At 63.6% G+C, this 19,410-nt stretch carries 14 protein-coding genes and 1 pseudogene; 10 read left to right on the top strand and 5 right to left on the bottom strand.

The genetic code is table 11. From position 1 onward, the window contains the following. A partial coding sequence (locus AWB67_RS22800) for a porin (RefSeq protein WP_143328415.1) occupies positions 1-264 on the bottom strand: 264 nt, incomplete at its 3' end. Between the two features lie 269 nt (positions 265-533). Then, the gene (locus AWB67_RS22795) at positions 534-1,445 is read right to left on the bottom strand and encodes a LysR family transcriptional regulator (protein WP_087658490.1); all 912 of its coding nucleotides are present in this window, start codon (positions 1,443-1,445) and stop codon (positions 534-536) included. A 651-nt stretch (positions 1,446-2,096) separates the two neighbouring features. Between AWB67_RS22795 and AWB67_RS22790 the strand changes: the two genes are divergently transcribed. Both AWB67_RS22790 and AWB67_RS22785 read left to right on the top strand, forming a co-directional pair. Continuing rightward, positions 2,097-2,903: a bestrophin-like domain gene (locus tag AWB67_RS22790; protein ID WP_087658489.1), complete on the top strand. Its 807-nt coding sequence runs from the start codon at positions 2,097-2,099 to the stop codon at positions 2,901-2,903. A gap of 8 nt (positions 2,904-2,911) precedes the next feature. Next, on the top strand, positions 2,912-3,646 hold the full coding sequence (locus AWB67_RS22785) for a class I SAM-dependent methyltransferase (protein WP_087658488.1): 735 nt from the start codon (positions 2,912-2,914) through the stop codon (positions 3,644-3,646). 190 nt (positions 3,647-3,836) lie between these two features. Here AWB67_RS22785 and AWB67_RS22780 read toward each other — a convergent pair whose 3' ends face one another. Continuing rightward, positions 3,837-4,019: a rubredoxin gene (locus AWB67_RS22780; protein WP_327366336.1), complete on the bottom strand. Its 183-nt coding sequence runs from the start codon at positions 4,017-4,019 to the stop codon at positions 3,837-3,839. Positions 4,020-4,390: 371 nt separating this feature from the next. On the opposite strand from AWB67_RS22780, the gene AWB67_RS22775 reads away from it, so the two are divergent. The 5 genes from AWB67_RS22775 (at position 4,391) to AWB67_RS22755 (ending at position 12,133) form a co-directional block, all read left to right on the top strand. Beyond that, positions 4,391-4,795: a DUF4399 domain-containing protein gene (locus AWB67_RS22775; RefSeq protein WP_087658486.1), complete on the top strand. Its 405-nt coding sequence runs from the start codon at positions 4,391-4,393 to the stop codon at positions 4,793-4,795. Between the two features lie 156 nt (positions 4,796-4,951). Beyond that, positions 4,952-6,889: an ATP-binding cassette domain-containing protein gene (locus AWB67_RS22770; protein ID WP_087658485.1), complete on the top strand. Its 1,938-nt coding sequence runs from the start codon at positions 4,952-4,954 to the stop codon at positions 6,887-6,889. A gap of 249 nt (positions 6,890-7,138) precedes the next feature. Then, a complete protein-coding gene (locus tag AWB67_RS22765) occupies positions 7,139-9,136 on the top strand; it encodes a DNA topoisomerase IV subunit B (protein WP_087658484.1) in 1,998 nt (665 codons plus the stop codon). 89 nt (positions 9,137-9,225) lie between these two features. Next, positions 9,226-11,541 (top strand): DNA topoisomerase IV subunit A, encoded by a 2,316-nt coding sequence (parC, locus tag AWB67_RS22760; RefSeq protein ID WP_087658498.1) that lies wholly within the window; start codon positions 9,226-9,228, stop codon positions 11,539-11,541. A 133-nt stretch (positions 11,542-11,674) separates the two neighbouring features. After that, on the top strand, positions 11,675-12,133 hold the full coding sequence (locus AWB67_RS22755) for a CopD family protein (protein WP_087658483.1): 459 nt from the start codon (positions 11,675-11,677) through the stop codon (positions 12,131-12,133). Between the two features lie 2 nt (positions 12,134-12,135). Here AWB67_RS22755 and AWB67_RS22750 read toward each other — a convergent pair whose 3' ends face one another. Continuing rightward, on the bottom strand, positions 12,136-13,104 hold the full coding sequence (locus AWB67_RS22750) for a LysR family transcriptional regulator (protein ID WP_087658482.1): 969 nt from the start codon (positions 13,102-13,104) through the stop codon (positions 12,136-12,138). Positions 13,105-13,244: 140 nt separating this feature from the next. Here AWB67_RS22750 and AWB67_RS22745 point away from each other — a divergent pair. The 3 genes and pseudogenes from AWB67_RS22745 to AWB67_RS22735 all read left to right on the top strand — a co-directional run bounded on the left by AWB67_RS22745 (position 13,245) and on the right by AWB67_RS22735 (position 16,868). After that, a pseudogene (locus AWB67_RS22745) lies at positions 13,245-14,555 on the top strand (MFS transporter). Between the two features lie 27 nt (positions 14,556-14,582). Beyond that, positions 14,583-15,827, top strand: coding sequence for a Zn-dependent hydrolase (locus tag AWB67_RS22740; protein WP_087658481.1), 1,245 nt, complete (start codon positions 14,583-14,585; stop codon positions 15,825-15,827). A 12-nt stretch (positions 15,828-15,839) separates the two neighbouring features. Then, positions 15,840-16,868: a histone deacetylase family protein gene (locus AWB67_RS22735; protein ID WP_087658480.1), complete on the top strand. Its 1,029-nt coding sequence runs from the start codon at positions 15,840-15,842 to the stop codon at positions 16,866-16,868. 1 nt (position 16,869) lies between these two features. Here the strand turns inward: AWB67_RS22735 and AWB67_RS22730 are convergent, their stop codons facing one another. Then, a complete protein-coding gene (locus AWB67_RS22730) occupies positions 16,870-19,293 on the bottom strand; it encodes a bifunctional diguanylate cyclase/phosphodiesterase (protein WP_087658479.1) in 2,424 nt (807 codons plus the stop codon). Positions 19,294-19,410 lie beyond the last annotated feature (117 nt).

The following is a 19,410-nucleotide window of genomic DNA, read 5'->3' as shown; positions in this document are numbered from 1 at the left end:
GCCCGTGCCCACGTCAAAACCGCTTTCCAACTGGAAAATCGCCTTCAGGCCGCCGCCCAGGTCTTCCTGACCCTTCAGGCCCCAACGGTTGCCCGACAGGCTGCCGTTGTACATGCCGTACAGATGGTCGCCGTTGGTGTTGGCGCGGCTGACATAGGCGAGACCTGCGTCGATCACGCCGTACAGCGTCACGCTGGATTGCGCTTGTGCCGCACCGGCTGCGCCAAGAAGAGCCAGAGAAACGGCAGCGGTTGTCTTTTTCATGAAAAGCTCCGAAATTAGGAAAGGTTTCTCGTCCATCGCGAACCGAAGAATACCGCAGGGAGGCGCTCAAACATTAAAGGTTGCATTTTCGCAACACCTCAATTCCTAACCATCTTGCGGTAAAGAGCGAGCGCTGGATGGCCGTATTCAATGAAATTCGAACGAACCTGTCCATGAGTATTAAACGCATAGAGAGGCGAAGGGTTTCTTCTTGCAGATGTTGGTGACAGCGTGGCCGCGTCTCGGTATGTGCTATCAGGCTTGATTCGCTACGAATTCTCGCAAGACGCGTGGACGAGCGACCGAAGCCACCTGTTCGGGGGATTCTCGTGCTGAGTGCGATGCCATTGTTGTTTTATCAGAAACGATGGAAAGGGATAGGGCGGCGTCAACTGCCGAAGATCTTCAATGCGGGCGAATAAGTCTGCCAAAGGATCGGGCACGACCGCAATGAGGTCTGTCGACGCAATCACCCTGAGAATGCTCAGGGAACGCGACGTGCGAAAAACGGCATGGGGACGAATTCCATTGTCGCGCAGATACTGTTCTGCTAGCTCACTGGCGCACAAATCTGCCTGAACGACAGCATGGGAGGCCGCGCAGAACTGTTGTTCTGTTAGTTTGCCGCCAGCAATGGGATGTCCTACTCTCACCAAGCAGGTAAATCCGCGTCGAGCCAGCGTCTGCTCGAACACATCTGGATCGCTCAGATCTGGGAAGAATCCTATGGCTAAGTCGGCCCTGCCGCGTTCGAGCAAGTCCCTCACATCACGGTGCGGTGCAGCGATGGTTTCAATATCAATGTGCGGTGCCTCTTTGACAAGCAGGGCGAGCAGCCGTGGCAAGACAGCCAACTCCCCGACTTCCGACGTCGCTATCGTGAAAGACCTTCGTGCATGGCTCGGGAAGAACTGCGGAGCAGTAAGAATGGAGTCCCGGACATCGGTTAGAACCGACCGCACAACGGGCGCCAATTGCTCAGCGCGTGGCGACGGTTGCATGCCTGTTCGCACTTTGAAAAATAACGGGTCGCCAATCCGCTCGCGGAGACGCTTGAGTGAGTGCGACATTGCTGGCTGACTCAGGCCGAGTTCCTCGGCAGCCCGGCTCAGGTGACGCTGGCGCCACATTGCATCGAAAACGCGAAGCAGATTTAAGTCAAAATCTTTGATTTCATCCATTCCGTGACCTGCTCCTACCACCTTATTTCATTAGACAAATGCTTGACGTCATCGAGGGAGTACTTTATCAGCGCAAGTGAAATGAGTAGGCAATGTGGCCCGCGAATTATGTCTGCGAAGATCAGGAAGCGACTTTGGAAGCTTGGCCCCTTCCCATCTGGCTGCGCTCAAGGACGCTGTACGTGTTCCTGCAGTGCGGAACCTGAGAAGGGCGGGTTGTCGCCGTCTGGGGATTTGCGCCATGTCGGCTTCCCCACCCAAGAAACAGGAAGATGACTCGTACTTACCTTGCTGACCGGTCTGGAAAAGCGCTTGGGCTTGAGTACGGGTGGATCGATTGCGACCATAAGGTCGCACCGCCAACGAACTAGAACGAGCTTTCATCAGGAGCGCGTTTACCTACGAGGCGCAGGCTAGTGCCGAGGAGATAAGCGTCGGGCCTATCCGTACCACATTTTCAAGGTTGACCGTACCACATATCTTTAAGGGGCTTGCTGGTACTCCCCGCAAACCCTTGATACACTTGGGTCTTTCAATGGGATCTTGGTCCCATGAGACCTGCCGGGGGGACCAGCAAAGCCCCATCCCCAGCGCACATGCGCCCCATTCCGCCGATAATGCGACCTTCGCGTCCACTTGCATCGCTCGCTCATGAACGAGATCGAATCCGCCGCGCTCGTGTTCGTGCTTTTGCTCGCCAGCACCGCCATCGGCGCGATCGTCCGGCCGTTGCTGCCGGAGGAGCACAAAGCGCAGGAAACCGTGCAGCTCGTGCAACTCGTTGTCGGCATGCTGGTCACGTTCGCAGCGCTGGTGCTCGGGCTTTTGACGGCATCGGCGAAAACGGTTTTCGATACCACTAATACCGACATTCGCACGTTCGCCTCGTCGATCATCCAGCTCGATCATTCGCTGCGCGACTACGGCCCCGAAACCGGCGACACCCGTCATCTCCTGCGCATCTACACTGCCGCCGCGGTCGCGAGCACCTGGCCGAAGGAACCGCCGCCACCGGGCGACGACTACCCGCGCGACACGGCCAGTGCGCGCAACAACAACGACAGCCTCGACAATCCCGCATTCGGCGCGCTGCTCCAGCGCGGCCAGTTGCAGGTGCGTCAACTGACACCGCACGATCCGTTTCATACGAAGCTCGCCGCCGAGAACCTGGAGCGCTTCGAGCGGCTCATCGCGCAACGCTGGAAGCTGATCGAAGAGGCGCACGGCTCGATTTCCTATCCGTTCGACCGGATTCTCGTTGGCTGGCTGATGATCATTTTCCTGTGCTTCGGACTGATCGCGCCGCGCAACGCGCTGTCGATCGTGACGATCACGCTCGGCGCGCTCTCGATCGCGCTCACCGTGCTCGTGATCTTCGATCTCGACACACCGTTCACCGGCCCAATCATGATCTCGAGCCAGCCGATGCGCGAAGCGCTCGTCTATCTGAGCCGCTAGGAGCCGCTTTGTCCTCGACGATTTACACCGATCCACGCCTCGCCGCGCTCTACGACGCGCTCAATCCTGCCGCCGCCGACACCGACTTCTATTTGTCTCTGCTCGGTGCACCCGCGCGCATCGCCGATCTCGGCTGCGGCACGGGATTGCTCGCGTGCACGCTGGACGAGCGGGGGCATCGGGTAACGGGGATCGATCCGTCGGCGCAAATGCTTCGTATCGCGCGCAAGCGTCCGCATGGCAACGCGGTGCGCTGGATCGAAGGCGACGCGGGGGCGCTCGCGTTCGCGGGCCCGGTCGACTGGGTGCTGATGACGGGCCACGTCGCGCAAATTTTCCTCGACGACGCCACGTTCCTCCAGACGCTGCGGGCCGCCCGCTACGCGCTGCGGCACGGCGGCCGGGTCGCGTTCGAGAGCCGCAATCCGGCGGCGCGGGCGTGGGAAGGCTGGACAAAGGCGGAGTCGATTCGATGCGTCGAGGTGGAGGGCGCGGGGCGCGTCGAGGTGTGGAACGAATTGCGCGAGGCACAACCGTCGGGCCTGGTGCGCTTCGATACGATCTACCGCTTCGAATCGACGGGGGAGGAGCAGGTCGCGGCGAGCGAGCTGCGCTTTCGTAGCCGCGAGGAACTCGCCGGGCTACTCGCGACGGCCGGTTTTGGCGTAATCGACTGGTATGGCGACTGGGATCGCACGCCGGTCGGCGCGGGGAGCCGCGAGTTGATCGCGGTGGCAAGCTGAACGTCGTCACGCTCGCCGGCCGCGTGGCAAAACCCTGTTGAATCAGAATTCGCCGGCCGCGTGGCAAAACCCTGTTGAATCAGAATTCGCCGGCCGCGTGGCAAAACCCTGCTGAATCAGAACTCGCCGGCCGCGGGGCAAAACCCTGCTGAATCAGAACACGCCGGCCGCGGGGCAAAACCCCGTCGAATCAGAACTCGACTGCCGCGAAATCTTCCTTGCCCACGTCGCAGAGCGGGCAGCGCCAGTCGACGGGGATATCGGCGAAGCGAGTGCCCGGCGCGAGGCCGTCTTCGGGCAGACCGTCTTCTTCGTTATAGATCCAGCCGCAAATCAGGCAGACCCAGCTTTTGTATTCCAGAACTTCACTCACGACAGTACTCATTTGTTTCGTTACACGGATTGCCGCCGAACGCGATGCAGAGGGCTTTGAAGGGCACAAAAGCTGCGAAACGGCGCGGAAACCCGGCATATTACCGGAATCGTGAAAATCCTTCGCAAAAGGCGGCTTTGGCGGCCCGAGCGGGCGTTTGCCCTGAATGGGCTGGTTCGCAAGCCCGGTGTATGCTCCCCAAAGCGGCCGGCAGAAGGCCGCGCCTCGGCCTCGCGGCATCCAAGACGCTTTGGTCGCTTCGCTCACGCAACGACGTTGCATGGGGCCAGAGTACGCGCATGGGACCAGAGTCAGCGCTGAAACGCTGTTCTGGCCGACCGCGCCACTCTGCCCGACACAGGAGAAAAACGATGTTGAACAAGATACTGGGGGCAGTGCTGTCGGGCACGCTGTTCGTCGCGATGGCGGTACAGGCTCAGGCGCCCGCGCGCGTGTTTTTCGTTGAGCCGAAGGACGGTGCGACCGTGACGAGTCCTGTGCACGTCAAGTTCGGCGTCGAAGGCATGCAGATTGCGCCCGCCGGCACGACGACCGAGAACACCGGCCACCACCACCTGCTGATCGACGGCGGCCCGCTGCAAAAGGGCCTCGCAATCCCCGCCGACGAAAAGTCGCTCCACTTCGGCAAAGGCCAGACCGAAGCCGACGTCAAGCTGCCGCCCGGCGATCACACGCTGACGCTGCAATTCGGCGACGGCGCGCATCGCTCGTACGGCCCGGAAATGAGCCAGACGATCAAGGTGCATGTGAAGTAAGCGCAAACGTCCCTTTATCTCAGAAACGCGGCTCCGGCCGCGTTTTTCGTTTCACACGCCGCCGCAAGGCTTGTCCGGATGGCATACGCCGTGAGCCGCGGCGGGCAACCCCGGTACAATGACCGATTCCCGATTTCGCACTTTCCGGCTGCCCTCATGTCGCTTTATTCCATTTCGGACGCGCAACTCGCGTTCGGCCACGTCGCGTTGCTCGATCACGCCGACTTCTCGCTCGAAGCGGGCGAACGCGTCGGGTTGATCGGGCGCAACGGCGCGGGCAAGTCGTCGCTGCTCAAGATCGTCGCCGGCCTGACGAAGCCCGACGACGGCCTCGTCACGCGCCAGAGCGAGCTGTCGACTGTCTACGTGCCGCAGGAACCTGAATTCGATCTCGACGCCTCCGTGTTCGACGTCGTCGCGTCCGGGCTGACGAACGCCCGTGCGCTGCTGGACGAATACGAAGAAGTCGTGCACGCGCTCGCCGATACGCCCGAAGGCGCCGCGCACGACGCGCTGCTCGCGCGGATGAACACGCTGCAGTCGTCGCTCGACCTGCACGATGCCTGGAACTGGCGCACGCGGGTGGCGACCACGCTCGACCAGATTGGCCTGAATGGCGACGCACGCTCGGGCTCGCTCTCGGGCGGCATGCGAAAGCGCGTCGCGCTGGCGCGGGCGCTCGTCGTGCAGCCAGACGTGCTGCTGCTCGACGAACCGACCAACCACCTCGATTTCGACGGCATCCGCTGGCTCGAAGACCTGCTCGTCACGCTGCGCACGGGCCTCCTGTTCATTACGCACGATCGCGCGTTTCTGGATCGCGTGGCGACGCGCATCGTCGAGCTGGATCGCGGGCGGCTGCTGTCGTATCCGGGCAATTTCAGCGCATATCAGACGCGCAAGGCGCAGCAGCTCGAAGTCGAGATGGTCGAGGCGGCCAAGTTCGACAAGCTGCTCGCGCAAGAAGAAGTGTGGATTCGCAAGGGCGTGGAAGCGCGGCGCACGCGCAGCGTCGGGCGCATCGTGCGGCTCGTCGAGATGCGCAATGAACGCGCCGAGCGGCGCAACGTGCAGGGCAACGTCAGGCTCGACGTCGGGCAGGGCGAGAAGTCGGGCAAGATCGTCGCGGAACTGACGGACGTGACGAAGCGCTACGGCGAGCGCACGATCGTCGACAACTTCACGGCCACCGTCATGCGCGGTGACAAGATCGGCTTCGTCGGGCCGAACGGTGCGGGAAAGACCACGCTCCTCAAGCTGATTCTCGGCGAAATACAGCCGGACGCGGGCCGCGTGCGCAGCGGCACGAACATCCAGGTCGCGTATTTCGACCAGATGCGCGCGCAGCTCGATCTAGACAAATCGCTCGCCGACACCATCAGCCCCGGCAGCGAGTGGGTCGAAGTGAACGGCGTGAAGAAGCACGTGATGAGCTATCTCGGCGACTTCCTGTTCGCGCCCGAACGCGCGCGCTCGCCGGTGCAGTCGCTCTCTGGCGGCGAGCGCAATCGTCTCCTGCTCGCGCGCCTTTTTGCGCGGCCGGCGAACGTGCTCGTGCTCGACGAACCGACCAACGACCTCGACATCCCCACGCTCGAACTGCTAGAAGAACTGCTTACCGACTACGACGGCACCGTCCTGCTCGTTAGCCACGACCGCGCGTTTCTCGACAACGTCGTGACGTCGGTGTTCGCATCGGAAGGGGCGGGAAAGTGGCGCGAATATGTCGGCGGCTTCAGCGACTGGCAGATTCAGCGCGAACGTTCGGAACAGATCGCGCAGGACGCCGCGCGCCAGAGCGCGAAGGAAGCGGCGCCGAAGGAAGACGCGCCGAAGGACAGCGCGGCGGGCCGCAACGCGCAGCGCACAGTGAAGCTGTCGTTCAAGGACCAGCGCGAACTCGACGCGCTGCCCGAGAAGATCGCTGCACTCGAAGCCGAGCAAAAGTCGATTTCGGCGCAACTCGAAGACGGTTCGATCTACGCGAAGGACGCGAAGGAAGGCTCGCGCCTGAGCGAGCGGCACGCGGCCATCGACGAGGAACTGCTCGTCGCGCTGGAGCGTTGGGAAGAACTGGAAGCGAAGCGCAAGTAAAGCGCGAACAAGCGGCGCTCGTGCGCGGCGGCGACCCAAGCCGTGCATTGCCCGTCATCTTGAAAACAGTAAAATACCTCGCGTTTCATCGATGCCTGCCTTTGACGGGCATCGCATTACCGCTATTCTCCAAGCAGCCTGGCGCGTTTGACGCCGGGCTTGCCCGAAGTTCACGCATTCGCCGGTGATTCGGCCGCCTTTCGGCGAGCCACGCGGAAAGACCGCCGGACACCGGACTCACGTTCAGTCATGTCCACGAAAAAACCCGACAGCGGCAAAAGCAGCGGATACAGCGAAGCATCGATCAAGGTGCTGAAGGGCCTCGAGCCAGTCAAGCAGCGGCCCGGCATGTACACGCGCACCGAAAATCCGCTGCACATCATTCAGGAAGTCATCGACAACGCCTCCGACGAAGCGCTCGGCGGCCACGGTCGCCAGATCATCGTCACGCTGCATAACGACCACTCGGTTTCCGTCGAAGACGACGGCCGGGGCATTCCGTTCGGCCTGCATCCGGAAGAAGGCGTGCCGGTCGTCGAGATCGTGTTTACGCGGCTTCACGCGGGCGGCAAGTTCGACAAGGCCGCCGGCGGCGCCTACACATTCTCGGGCGGCCTGCATGGGGTCGGCGTCTCGGTGACGAATGCGCTTTCCACGCGGCTCGACGTCACCGTCTGGCGCGAGGGCAAGCTCGCCGAAATCGGTTTCTCGAACGGCGACGTCATCAAGCCGCTCGTCACGCGCGCGGGCGAGCGGGGCGAGAAGAAGTCCGGCACGCGCGTGACCGCGTGGCCCAATCCGAAGTATTTCGATTCCCCGAACCTGCCGATCAGCGAATTGCAGCGGCTCTTGCGCTCGAAGGCGGTGCTGCTGCCGGGCGTCGAAGTGGTGCTTGTCAACGAGAAGACCGGCGAGCGGCAGACGTGGAAGTACGAAGACGGCCTGCGCGGCTATCTGCTCGAAGGCATGGGCGGCAGCGATCTGCTGATTCCGCTTTTCGAAGGCGAGCGCTTTGCCGAAAGCTCGCGTTCGAACGAGGAGACGTTTGCAGAAGGCGAGGGCGCGACGTGGGTCGTCGCGTGGAGCGAGGAAGGGCCGTTGTTGCGCGAGTCGTACGTCAATCTGATCCCGACGCCGGCCGGCGGCACGCATGAATCCGGCTTGCGCGATGGGCTGTTTCAGGCGGTGAAGAGCTTTGTCGAGTTGCACAATTTGCAGCCGAAGGGCGTGAAGCTGCTGGCCGAGGACGTGTTTGCGCGCGTGTCGTTCGTGCTGTCGGCGAAGGTGCTCGATCCGCAGTTCCAGGGGCAGATCAAGGAGCGGCTGAACAGCCGTGACGCGGTCAAACTAGTATCGTCGTTCACGCGGCCCGCGCTCGAACTGTGGCTCAACCAGCACGTCGAGTACGGCAAGAAGCTCGCGGAACTCGTGATCCGCCAGGCGCAGGCGCGCACGCGCGCAGGGCAGAAGGTCGAGAAGCGCAAGAGCTCGGGCGTGGCCGTGCTGCCCGGCAAGCTGACGGATTGCGAATCGACGGATATCGCGCGCAACGAGCTCTTTCTCGTCGAGGGCGATTCGGCGGGCGGGTCGGCGAAGATGGGCCGCGACAAGGAGTTCCAGGCGATTCTCCCGCTGCGCGGCAAGGTGCTGAACACGTGGGAAACCGAGCGCGACCGGCTCTTCGCGAACAACGAAGTGCATGACATCGCGGTGGCGATCGGCGTCGATCCGCATGGTCCGGACGACAAGATCGATCTGTCGAACTTGCGCTACGGGAAGATCTGCATCCTGTCGGATGCGGACGTCGATGGTGCGCATATTCAGGTCTTGCTGCTCACGCTGTTCTTCAAGCACTTTCCGCAGTTGATCGAGCGCTCTCACGTGTGCGTTGCGCGGCCGCCGCTTTTTCGCGTCGATGCGCCCGCGCGCGGCAAGAAGCCTGCGCAAAAGCTGTATGCGCTCGATGAAGGCGAACTCGTGGCGATCCTCGACAAGCTGAAGAAGGACGGCGTGCGCGATACGCAATGGACCATCAGCCGCTTCAAGGGCCTGGGCGAGATGAGCGCGGAACAACTGTGGGACACGACGATGAATCCCGATACGCGGCGTCTCTTGCCCGTTCATCTCGGCGATCTCGGGTTCGATCTCACGGTCACGCGGATGACGATGCTGATGGGCAAGGGCGAGGCCGCTTCGCGCAGGAGCTGGCTCGAGGAGAAGGGCAACGAGGTCGAGGCGGATATTTAACGGTGTAAGCCGAATTCAGCCCCGAGCGCAGAAAGCCAACGAAGCACGCCATCGCCCGCATGGCGAAATGCAAAAAACACGGAAACACGATGGGAATCACAGACGATCTCTTCGCCGACCAGGAAGCCGCGCCTGAAGGCGAGCAACTGACCCTCGGCGACTACGCGGAACGCGCCTACCTCGACTACGCGGTGAGCGTGGTCAAGGGCCGCGCGCTCCCCGACGTATCCGACGGGCAAAAGCCGGTGCAGCGCCGCATCCTTTTCGCGATGAACGAAATGGGCCTCGCCAATACGGCGAAGCCGGTGAAGTCGGCGCGCGTCGTCGGCGACGTGCTCGGCAAGTATCACCCGCACGGCGACCAGTCGGCGTACGACGCGCTCGTGCGTCTCGCGCAGGACTTCTCGATGCGCTATCCGCTCATCGACGGCCAGGGCAACTTCGGCTCGCGCGACGGCGACGGCGCCGCGGCCATGCGCTACACCGAAGCGCGCCTCACGCCGATCGCGAAGCTTCTGCTCGATGAAATCGATCAGGGCACCGTCGATTTCATGCCGAACTACGACGGCTCGTTCGAAGAGCCGAAGCTCCTGCCCGCGCGCCTGCCGTTCCTGCTGCTCAACGGCGCATCGGGCATTGCGGTCGGTTTGGCTACGGAAATTCCGTCGCACAATCTGCGCGAAGTCGCGGGCGCGGCGGTCGCGATGATCCGCGATCCGAAGATCAGCCACGCCGCGCTGATGGACCGCGTCCCCGGGCCGGATTTTCCGGGCGGTGGTCAGATCATCTCGTCGCAGGCGGAGATCGCGGCCGCGTATGAAACCGGGCGCGGCAGCCTGAAGGTGCGCGCGCGCTGGAAGATCGAAGACCTCGCGCGCGGTCAGTGGCAGCTCGTCATCACCGAGTTGCCGCCGAGCACGTCGGGACAGAAGGTGCTCGAGGAAATCGAGGAATTGACGAACCCGAAGATCAAGCTCGGCAAGAAGGCGCTCACGCCCGACCAGTTGCAGACGAAGCAGACGCTACTCGCGCTGCTCGACACCGTGCGCGACGAATCCGGCAAGGACGCGCCCGTGCGTCTCGTGTTCGAGCCGAAGTCGAGCCGCATCGACCAGACGGAGTTCGTCAATTCGCTGCTCGCGCATACGAGCCTCGAATCGAACGCGGCGATCAACCTCGTGATGATCGGCACCGATGGCCGGCCGCGTCAGAAAGGCATCAGCGAAATCCTGCACGAGTGGGTCGGCTTCCGCTTCGTCACGGTGACGCGGCGCACGCAGCATCGTCTGGGCAAGGTGAACGACCGCATCCATATTCTCGAAGGGCGGATGATCGTCTTCCTGAATATCGACGAGGTGATCCGCATCATCCGCGAAGCCGACGAGCCGAAGCAGGCGCTGATGGACGCGTTCAAGCTCTCCGAGCGCCAGGCCGACGACATCCTCGACATTCGTCTGCGGCAGCTCGCGCGGCTGGAGGCGATCAAGATCGAGCAGGAGCTGAAGGAATTGCGCGACGAGAAGACGAAGCTCGAAGAATTGCTCAACAGCGACGCCGCGATGAAACGTGTGCTCATCAAGGAAATCGAAGCCGACGCGAAGCAATACGGCGACGATCGCCGCACGCTGATCCAGCAGGAAAAGCGCGCGACGTTCGAGGCGCGCGTGGTCGACGAGCCGGTGACGGTCGTCGTGTCGCAGAAGGGCTGGGTGCGCGCGCTGAAGGGCCACGGGCTCGATCCGGCGGGCTTCCAGTTCAAGGCCGGCGACGGCATTTACGCCGCGTTCCCGGCGCGCACGCCCGACATGCTGATCGCGTGGGGCAGCAACGGGCGTGTCTATTCCGTGCCCGTCGCGACGCTGCCGGGTGGACGCGGCGACGGCGTTCCGGTCACGTCGCTGATCGAGCTCGAATCGGGCTCGCATCTGCTGCATTACTACGCGGCGGCGGTGGACCAGCCGTTGCTGCTCGCGTCGAGCAACGGCTTCGGCTTCATCGCCAAGCTGGGCGACATGGTGAGCCGCGTGAAGGCGGGCAAGTCGTTCATGACCATTGATGAAGGCGCCGCGCCGCTCGCCCCGATGCCCGTCGTGTCGGGCGCGACGCAGGTCGCGTGTCTGTCGTCGGGCGGGCGGCTGCTCGTCTTCGGCATGGACGAGATGAAGACGCTCTCCGGCGGCGGACGCGGCGTCATTCTCATCGCGCTCGATCCCAAGGAGACGCTCAAGCAGGCCCTCGCGATCGATCCGAAGGGCGTCGTGCTGATCGGCACCGGTCGCGGCGGCAAGGCGCGCGAGGAGAAGCTCGCAGGGTCGTCGCTGGAGTTGCACGTCGGAAAGCGGGCGCGCAAGGGCCGCGCGCCCGACGCTACGCTCAAGGTGAGTGAACTGCGGCCGGTCTTCTAAGGCTGATCTCGTGCACCTCACGCCGCGCTGCGTAACAACGCAGCGCGGCGTTTCTTTTTCTGTTGCCGGAACTGGTTCCGGCTGGTCCAGTCGAACGCCCATCCCCGCCATCCGATTCATTCACGGAAACACAATGACCAAAGCCATCGAAGCGGCGCTCTTTCTGCATCTGCTCGGCGTCGCCGTCTGGATAGGCGGGATGGTGTTCGCGCACTTCTGCCTGCGCCCGGCACTCGGCGATCTCACGCCGCAATCGCGCCTGCCGCTCTGGGAAGCTGTCTTTGCGCGCTTCTTCAACTGGGTCGCGGGGTCCGTCCTCGTGATCCTGCTCTCTGGCGGCTTCCTGCTCACGCAATACGGCGGCGCGCACGCCGCGTGGCCGCTGCATGCGATGGCAGGCCTCGGCATCGTGATGATGCTGATCTTCGGGCATATCCGCTTCGCCGTGTTTCCGCGCATCCGTCGCGCCGTGCAGGCGCAGAACTGGCCCGACGGCGCGCGCGCGGTCGGAACGGTGCGGCGGCTCGTCGTCGTGAATCTCGTGCTGGGTGTCGTGACGGTCGGGACGGCGGTGTTGTCGCGCGGGTTTTAAGTTCACCGCGACCCCAGCCGCTCCGGCAGCGAATAGCGCTGCATCGTCCGCTCCATGCTGTCGAGAAACGCCTGTTCGGCCGCGTTCATCTTGCGTGCGCGATGCCACAGCAGGTGGATATCGACGTCCGCCAGTCCTTCTTTCGGCGGTAAACGCCACAGCCTTTGCTGCGCGATGTCGTCGCGCACGATGTGCTCCGGCAAGCAACCGATCCCAAACCCCGCAAAGATCAGCCGCCGCACTTCATCCAGACTCGGCGATGCCGCCACGATCCGCCCCGTGAACCCGCGCTGATCGCGAAAGACGGTGAGGGGCGAGAGACTGTCGCCGATCTGGTCGCTCGTGAACGACACGAAATTCTCGGTGAGAAGGTCGTCCATCGTGAGCGCCTGCCGCCCGAACAGCCGATGATGCCGCCCGCAGAAAATCGCATAGCGCTGGCGCAAAAAACAGCGCTGCTCGAGCTTGTCGACGGGTGTGCGGCAGAGGCCAAGCCCCGCCGTCGCGGTCTTCTGCAACAGCGACGAGATGATGTCGGACGAGCGCATCACCTCGATATGCAGGTCGATGCGCGGATACGTGCGATGAAACTCCGCGAGAAACTCGTCGTACACGGCCGAATCGATGCGGCTCACGGTGAGTAGCCGAATCGAACCGGTGATGTCGTCGGTCTTGTCGTCGAGTTCGGTTTCGAGCCGCGACATGTGGCCGTAGATATCGCTTGCAATCCGATACACCTCCTCGCCCGCGCGCGTCGGCTCGAAATGCGGCCCGCGCCGCTGGATCAGGTTGCGCCCGAGCGTGTCTTCGAGACGCTTCAACGCCTGACTCACGGCCGGTTGCGTCAGATGCAAACGCGCGGCGGCGCGGCTCACGCTGCGCTCCTGCATGATCACGAGGAACGTGCGCAAGAGGTTCCAGTCGAGCCGGTCATTCAAAAAGCGCGCGACATCGGCGCGGAGCTGGGTCATCGTTTCGCCTTTAATATTAGCCAGATTTATATGGAAGATAATAAACCGAAATTTGACTAATGTTTTATGGCTGGCGATAAAACAGTCACTCCGCACGGGTCTCAAAAACCGCGCGCCCGACCAACGACAGGAGCCATCCGGTGAGTCCATCCCAGCAAACAACCCGCCAGCCGGTGCGCGCCGCCGCCGCGGCGTTCATCGGCACGATGATCGAGTGGTACGACTTCTACATCTACGCGACCGCCGCCGCGCTCGTCTTTGGCGAGCTGTACTTTCCGTCGCACGATCCGTTCGTGAGCACGATGGCGTCGTTCGCGACGTTCGCCGTCGGCTTCTTTGCCCGGCCGCTCGGCGGCATCGTGTTCGGCCATCTCGGCGACAAGATCGGCCGCAAGAAAGCGTTGATGACCACGCTGATGATGATGGGCGTCGCGACCGTGTGCGTCGGGCTGTTGCCGAGCTACACGAAGGTGGGACTGCTTGCGCCCGTGCTGCTCGTGCTCCTGCGCGTGGTGCAGGGCATCGCGGTCGGCGGCGAGTGGGGCGGCGCGGTGCTGATGGCGGGCGAACACGCGCCGGAAGGCCGCCGCACGTTCTTCGCGTCGTTTGCGCAGCTCGGCAGCCCGGCAGGCCTGATTCTGTCGCTCGTCGCGTTCCGCGCGGTGACGTCGATGGAACACGCCGACTTCATCGCGTGGGGCTGGCGCTTGCCGTTTCTCGCGAGCGCAGTGCTGCTGATCGTCGGCATCTTCATCCGGCTGGGCGTGAACGAGTCGCCCGAGTTCGAGCGTGAGAAGCAGATGAAGCGCACCGTCGAGCTGCCGATCGCCGAAGTGTTCCGCAACTCGGGCGCGCTCGTGGCGCTGTGCATCGGCGCGAACACGATCGGCATCGCAGGCGTCTATTTCACCAACACGTTCATGATTTCATACACGACGCAGTACGTCGGCGTGACGAAATCGATGATCCTCGATTGCCTCTTCGCGGTCGCGATCATCCAGTTCCTGTCGCAGCCGCTCGCCGCGTATCTCGCGGAGAAACTCGGCGGCGCGCGTTTTCTCAAGCTCGCGGCGGCCTGCGCGATGATCTCGCCGTATCCGATGTTCATCCTCGTGCAAAGCGGCGACCGGATGTCGATGATCGTCGGCATTGCGCTCGCGGTGATCTGCATGTCGAGCTTCTATTCGGTGATCGCGGGCTTCGTGTCGGGCGTCTTCCCGACGCGCGTGCGCTACTCGGCGATTTCGCTGTCGTATCAGGTGTGCGGCGCGATCGCGGGCGGTTTGACGCCGCTCGTCGGCACTTAACTCGCGCACAAGTTCACCGGGCAGTGGTGGCCGCTCGCGGTGTTCTATACGTGCCTCGCGGGGTTGTCGCTCGTGTGTATCGTCGCGCTCGATGCGCTCAAGCACCGCCGCGCCGATGCGCTCGACGCCGTGCCGTCGCGCTGACCTTTTCCGTTACGAGGATCGAAAGACATGTTGCAAGTGAATGGCCCGCGTCTGTGGGCGAGCCTGATGGACATGGCGCAAATCGGCGCGACGGAAAAGGGTGGCGTGCGCCGCCTCGCCCTCACCGATGACGACCGCCGTGGCCGCGATCTCTTCGCAAAGTGGTGCCGCGAAGCGGGGATGACGGTCAGCGTCGACGAAGTCGGCAACCTGTTCGCGCGGCGCGAAGGTGTGGACAAGAGCCAGAGACCTGTGCTGATCGGCAGCCATCTCGATACGCAGCCCGAAGGCGGGCGCTTCGACGGCGTCTACGGCGTGCTTGCCGCGCTCGAACTCGTGCGCACGCTGAACGATCACGGCATCGTCACGGAGAAGCCGCTCGAAATCGTCTCATGGACCAACGAGGAAGGCGCGCGCTTCACGCCGGCGATGCTCGGCTCGGCAGTGTTCGTCGGCGCGACGCCGTTGCAGACCGCGCTCGACACGAAGGATGCGGACGGCATCACGTTACGCGCTGCGCTCAAGCAAAGTGGCTACGCGGGCGAGCGCCGGGCAACGGGCCAGCCGGTCGATGCCTACTTCGAGGCGCATATCGAACAGGGGCCGGTACTGGAAAGCCACGGCAATCCGATCGGCGTCGTCACGGGCGGGCAGGCGATCCGCTGGCTCGACATCGCCGTTACTGGCGTCGCCGCGCACGCGGGCACGACGCCGATGCCGTATCGCCGGGACGCGTTGTTCGCGAGCGCGGAGATGGCGCTACGGCTCGAAGCGATCGCGGAGCGTTACGCGCCGCAGGGGCTCGTGACAATCGGGCAGGTCGCGATTCCGAACTCGTCGCGCAATACGATTCCCGGGCGCGTGTCGTTCACGGTCGACCTGCGTCATCCCGACGACGCGCAGATCGACGCAATGGAGCGCGACATGCGCGCGGCGTTCAGCGAAGTCGCTAGGACGCGCGGTCTGGAAGTCGCAATCGATGCGTACTGGACAAGCCCCGCAACGCCATTCGATGCGGACTGCGTCGCGCTGGTCCAGCAAGCCGTGACGGAGCTCGACTACAAGCACGAGCGCATCGTGAGTGGCGCGGGCCACGACGCGATCCATCTCGCGCGTCACGTGCCGACCGCGATGGTGTTCATCCCGTGCGTGGACGGCCTGTCGCACAACGAAGCCGAAGACGCGCTGCCCGAAGACGTGACGTGCGGCGCGAACGTGCTGTTGAACGCGGTGCTCGCGCGTGCCGTCGCGCACGCTCCCGCCGATGCCTGAACGAGGAACACGATGCTGACCTACTTCCATCCCGAACAGTTGAAGCACCATCCGCGCAGCTATCTGTCGCGCGGCCAGATGCGCTCGCCACAGGAAATCCCCGAGCGCGCTCTGCGTCTCGTCGCGGCGGCGAAGTCGCTCGATTTCGATGTCCGCGAGCCCGCCGACTTCGGCCACGCGCCGCTCTCCGCCGTGCACGGCATGAACTATCTGCGCTTCCTCGAAGAAGCCCACGCCGAGTGGAAGAAGATCCCGCAGGACTGGGGCGATGAAGTGATGTCGAACGTCTATATCCGCGAGGGCAATCCGCTGCGCGGCGTGCTCGGTCAGGCGGCGCGCTATCTCGCCGATGGCAGTTGCCCGGTCGGCGCGCATACGTACACGTCCGCGTACTGGTCGGCGCAGAGCGCGGTGGCGGGCGCCGCCGCGATCAACGAAGGCGCGCGCGAGGCGTATGCGCTGTGCCGTCCGCCGGGCCATCACGCGCGCGCCGAGGCGGCGGGCGGCTTCTGCTATCTGAATAACGCGGCGATCGGCGCGCAGGTTTTGCGCGAGCGCTTTGGCCGCGTCGCGATCCTGGATACCGACATGCACCACGGCCAGGGCGTGCAGGAGATCTTCTACGGCCGCGACGACGTGCTGTACGTCTCGATCCACGGCGATCCGACGAACTTCTATCCGGTCGTGGCGGGCTTCGAGGAAGAGCGCGGAGCAGGCGACGGCGACGGCTATAACCTCAACCTGCCGATGCCGCACGGTTCGAGCGAAGAGGTGTTCTTCGAGCAGCTCGACTCGGCGCTGCGGGCCGTCAAGCGGTTCCAGCCGGATGCAGTGGTGCTCGCGCTCGGCTTCGACATCTACAAGGACGATCCGCAGGCGATGGTCGCGGTGACAACGGAAGGCTTCGGGCGGCTGGGTGGCGCGATCGGCGGGCTAGGGTTGCCGACGCTGATCGTGCAGGAAGGCGGGTATCACATCGATAGTCTCGAGGCGAATGCCCGAGCGTTTTTCAACGGCTTCGCGGCGCCGCGCTCGCTTTGACTTAACCGCCGCGCTCGTCGGTGAGCGCGGTGCTCGACGGCTCCTCGCCGTGCCCTTCGCGCGAGCGCGGCGCCTTGCCCGCGGGCCAGCCGCACACGCCGAAACGGTCGAGCAAGGCCTGTACGCCATCGGCGGGAACGGGGCGCGAGAACAGGAACCCTTGCGCCTCGATCGGTCCGAGCGCGGCGAGCCACTGGATCTGCTCTTCCTTCTCCGTCCCTTCGACCACCACCGTCAGCCCCAGCGAGCGCGCCAGATTGATGATCGCCGACACCATCACGCAGACGCTCCGGTCTTCCGGGATCGCCTGGATGAACGAGCGATCGACCTTGAGCGTATCGACGGAAAAGCGGTTCAAATAAGACAGCGACGAATAGCCGGTGCCGAAATCGTCCAGCGCGATGCGCACGCCCAGGCGCTTCAACACGGCGATCTTCTCCTGCACGAGCTCCGGATATTCCATCATCACCGTCTCGGTGATTTCCAGTTCGAGCTTGTCGGCGGGAATGCCGCTTTCGCTGATCGCGCGCGCGACGGTTTCCAGCAAGTCGCCGCGCCAGAACTGCACCGCCGAGATGTTGACCGCGAGCGACAGGCCCGTATAGCCGTCGCGCTGCCATTGCGCGAGCTGCATGCACGCGGTATGAATCACGAAATCGCCGACGGGCACGATCAGCCCGGTCGATTCCGCGACCGGGATGAATTCGTTGGCCGGAATCAACCCGTGCTGCGGATGGTTCCAGCGCACGAGCGCTTCGAACCCGGTGATGCAACGCCGCGCCAGATCGATTTTCGGCTGATAGGCGAGGAAGAGTTGCCGCTCCGTCAGCGCGACGCGCAGTTGCTGCTCCCACTTCATCAGGTGATCGGCGCGATGCGACAGATGCGGCGAATAGAACTGATAGCAGTTCTTGCCCGAGTCCTTCGCGCTGTACATCGCGAGATCGGCCTTCTTGAGCAGGTCGATTTCGCTTTCGTTCGATACCGAAAAGAGCGCGATGCCGATACTCGCGTGCAGCACGAACGCGCTGCCGCGCACGTCGAAGGGCGTCGCGAACATGTTCGAGATCGCCTCGGCCAGCCCGACCGCGCGGCGCTCGACGTCCTCGCCCTTCACGACCACGACGAACTCGTCGCCGCCGATGCGCGACAGCCGCCCGTTCTCGCCGACCGTCTCCGCGAGCCGCGACGCCGTCATCTGCAGCACGATGTCGCCGGCGTTGTGGCCGAGCGTGTCGTTCACGGTCTTGAAGTTGTCGAGATCGATGAAGAGCAGCGCGAGATGACCGAGGTTGCCGGAATCGGCGACGTCCTGGCGCAGCGCCTGCAGTGTCGAATAGCGGTTGCGCAGGCCCGTCAGCAGATCGAATTCGACGAGATGCGTCATCTCGCGCTCGCGCCCGAGCAGCTTGCCGATCAGCCCGGTCGCGACGCCGAAGAAGCCGAGCATCGCGAGCGAGATGAACGTCGCCATCAGGAGATAAACGTTGCGCGTGTGGTTGTAGTCGATGAACTCTTCCTTCACCGAGAGGCCGACGAGCACGCCGAGCGGATAGCCATCGATATGGCGGTACGACACGATGCGCTTCACGTTGTCGATTGGATCGACATAGATGCCCGATGCGTGGTCGGACGTCGGGTAGACGCCGCTCGCGGTGAAGTCGCCGTGGGCGCGTTCGGCGGGCGTGCGCGTGTCCGTGCGGGCGGGCGAGTTCGCCGAGCCTTCGGCCGCGCCGCCGCCCGTGTTGCGCGCGAGCACGGAGCCGTTATCGGAGACGACGGCGATCACGCCTTCGCGCCCGATCGACGCCACGTTGTAGAAGTCGCTCGTGAAGTACGCCGGGTCTTCCGACACGACGACCACGCCCGCGAACGAGCCGTCGGGGTGATTCAGGCGCCGCGTGATCTGCAGCGTCCACAAGCCGGAGACGCGTCCGCGCACCGGACGGCTGATGTAGAGCAGATCGTCGTTGGAATGCGCGTGGACCTTGAAGTGCTCGCGATCGGAGAGGTCGATCGGTTTCGGATGCGGGTCGGCGGTGTTGGCGACGAGCGTGCCGTATTCGTCGATCAGCGAAACCTGCACGAGCGTATCGCTCTGCACGACGCCTTTTTCCACCGTGCCGATCAGATTGAAATTGTCCGGCGACTTCTCGTACTCGTACTTGACGAAGCGTGTGACCTGATCGACCTGATGGATCGCCTTGATCGTGTGCTGTTCTAGCGCTGAAGAAAGGATCGCAGCCGATGCCATCGATTCATGCGTCGTCGCTTCTTTCTCGACCGACAGGCGCGCGAAGATCACCGTCCACAGGAGGACGAGCACGAGCGTTCCGAGCACGGGAATGACGAGCAGCGCCCGCCGCCGGCGGGGCGGCATGCCGCTCTGCAGACCATCGCGTGGCACTTTGGGCCGTGTTCTCATGAGCTCGCTTGTGTCCGTGGGCCCCGCGGCGCGACGTGCGTGACGCTCGACTGCGCTACTGAATAAAGCCGGTGCATGTTATGGAGACTCGGGCCGACAACAGGTGTTCACCTCAGC

Source organism: Caballeronia terrestris, from assembly GCF_001544515.1.
GTDB lineage: Bacteria > Pseudomonadota > Gammaproteobacteria > Burkholderiales > Burkholderiaceae > Caballeronia > Caballeronia terrestris.
Note: the sequence above shows the minus strand (reverse complement) of the source record. Positions and strands in the feature narration are given on the sequence as shown.

Bases quoted from the DNA above. Each gene is read 5' to 3' on its own strand.
- AWB67_RS22750 (WP_087658482.1), bottom strand. From the start codon at position 13,104: ATGACCCAGCTCCGCGCCGATGTCGCGCGCTTTTTGAATGACCGGCTC.
- AWB67_RS22765 (WP_087658484.1), top strand. From the start codon at position 7,139: ATGTCCACGAAAAAACCCGACAGCGGCAAAAGCAGCGGATACAGCGAA.
- AWB67_RS22740 (WP_087658481.1), top strand. From the start codon at position 14,583: ATGTTGCAAGTGAATGGCCCGCGTCTGTGGGCGAGCCTGATGGACATG.
- AWB67_RS22790 (WP_087658489.1), top strand. From the start codon at position 2,097: ATGAACGAGATCGAATCCGCCGCGCTCGTGTTCGTGCTTTTGCTCGCC.
- AWB67_RS22735 (WP_087658480.1), top strand. From the start codon at position 15,840: ATGCTGACCTACTTCCATCCCGAACAGTTGAAGCACCATCCGCGCAGC.
- AWB67_RS22730 (WP_087658479.1), bottom strand. From the start codon at position 19,293: ATGAGAACACGGCCCAAAGTGCCACGCGATGGTCTGCAGAGCGGCATG.
- AWB67_RS22795 (WP_087658490.1), bottom strand. From the start codon at position 1,445: ATGGATGAAATCAAAGATTTTGACTTAAATCTGCTTCGCGTTTTCGAT.
- parC (WP_087658498.1), top strand. From the start codon at position 9,226: ATGGGAATCACAGACGATCTCTTCGCCGACCAGGAAGCCGCGCCTGAA.
- AWB67_RS22755 (WP_087658483.1), top strand. From the start codon at position 11,675: ATGACCAAAGCCATCGAAGCGGCGCTCTTTCTGCATCTGCTCGGCGTC.
- AWB67_RS22770 (WP_087658485.1), top strand. From the start codon at position 4,952: ATGTCGCTTTATTCCATTTCGGACGCGCAACTCGCGTTCGGCCACGTC.
- AWB67_RS22775 (WP_087658486.1), top strand. From the start codon at position 4,391: ATGTTGAACAAGATACTGGGGGCAGTGCTGTCGGGCACGCTGTTCGTC.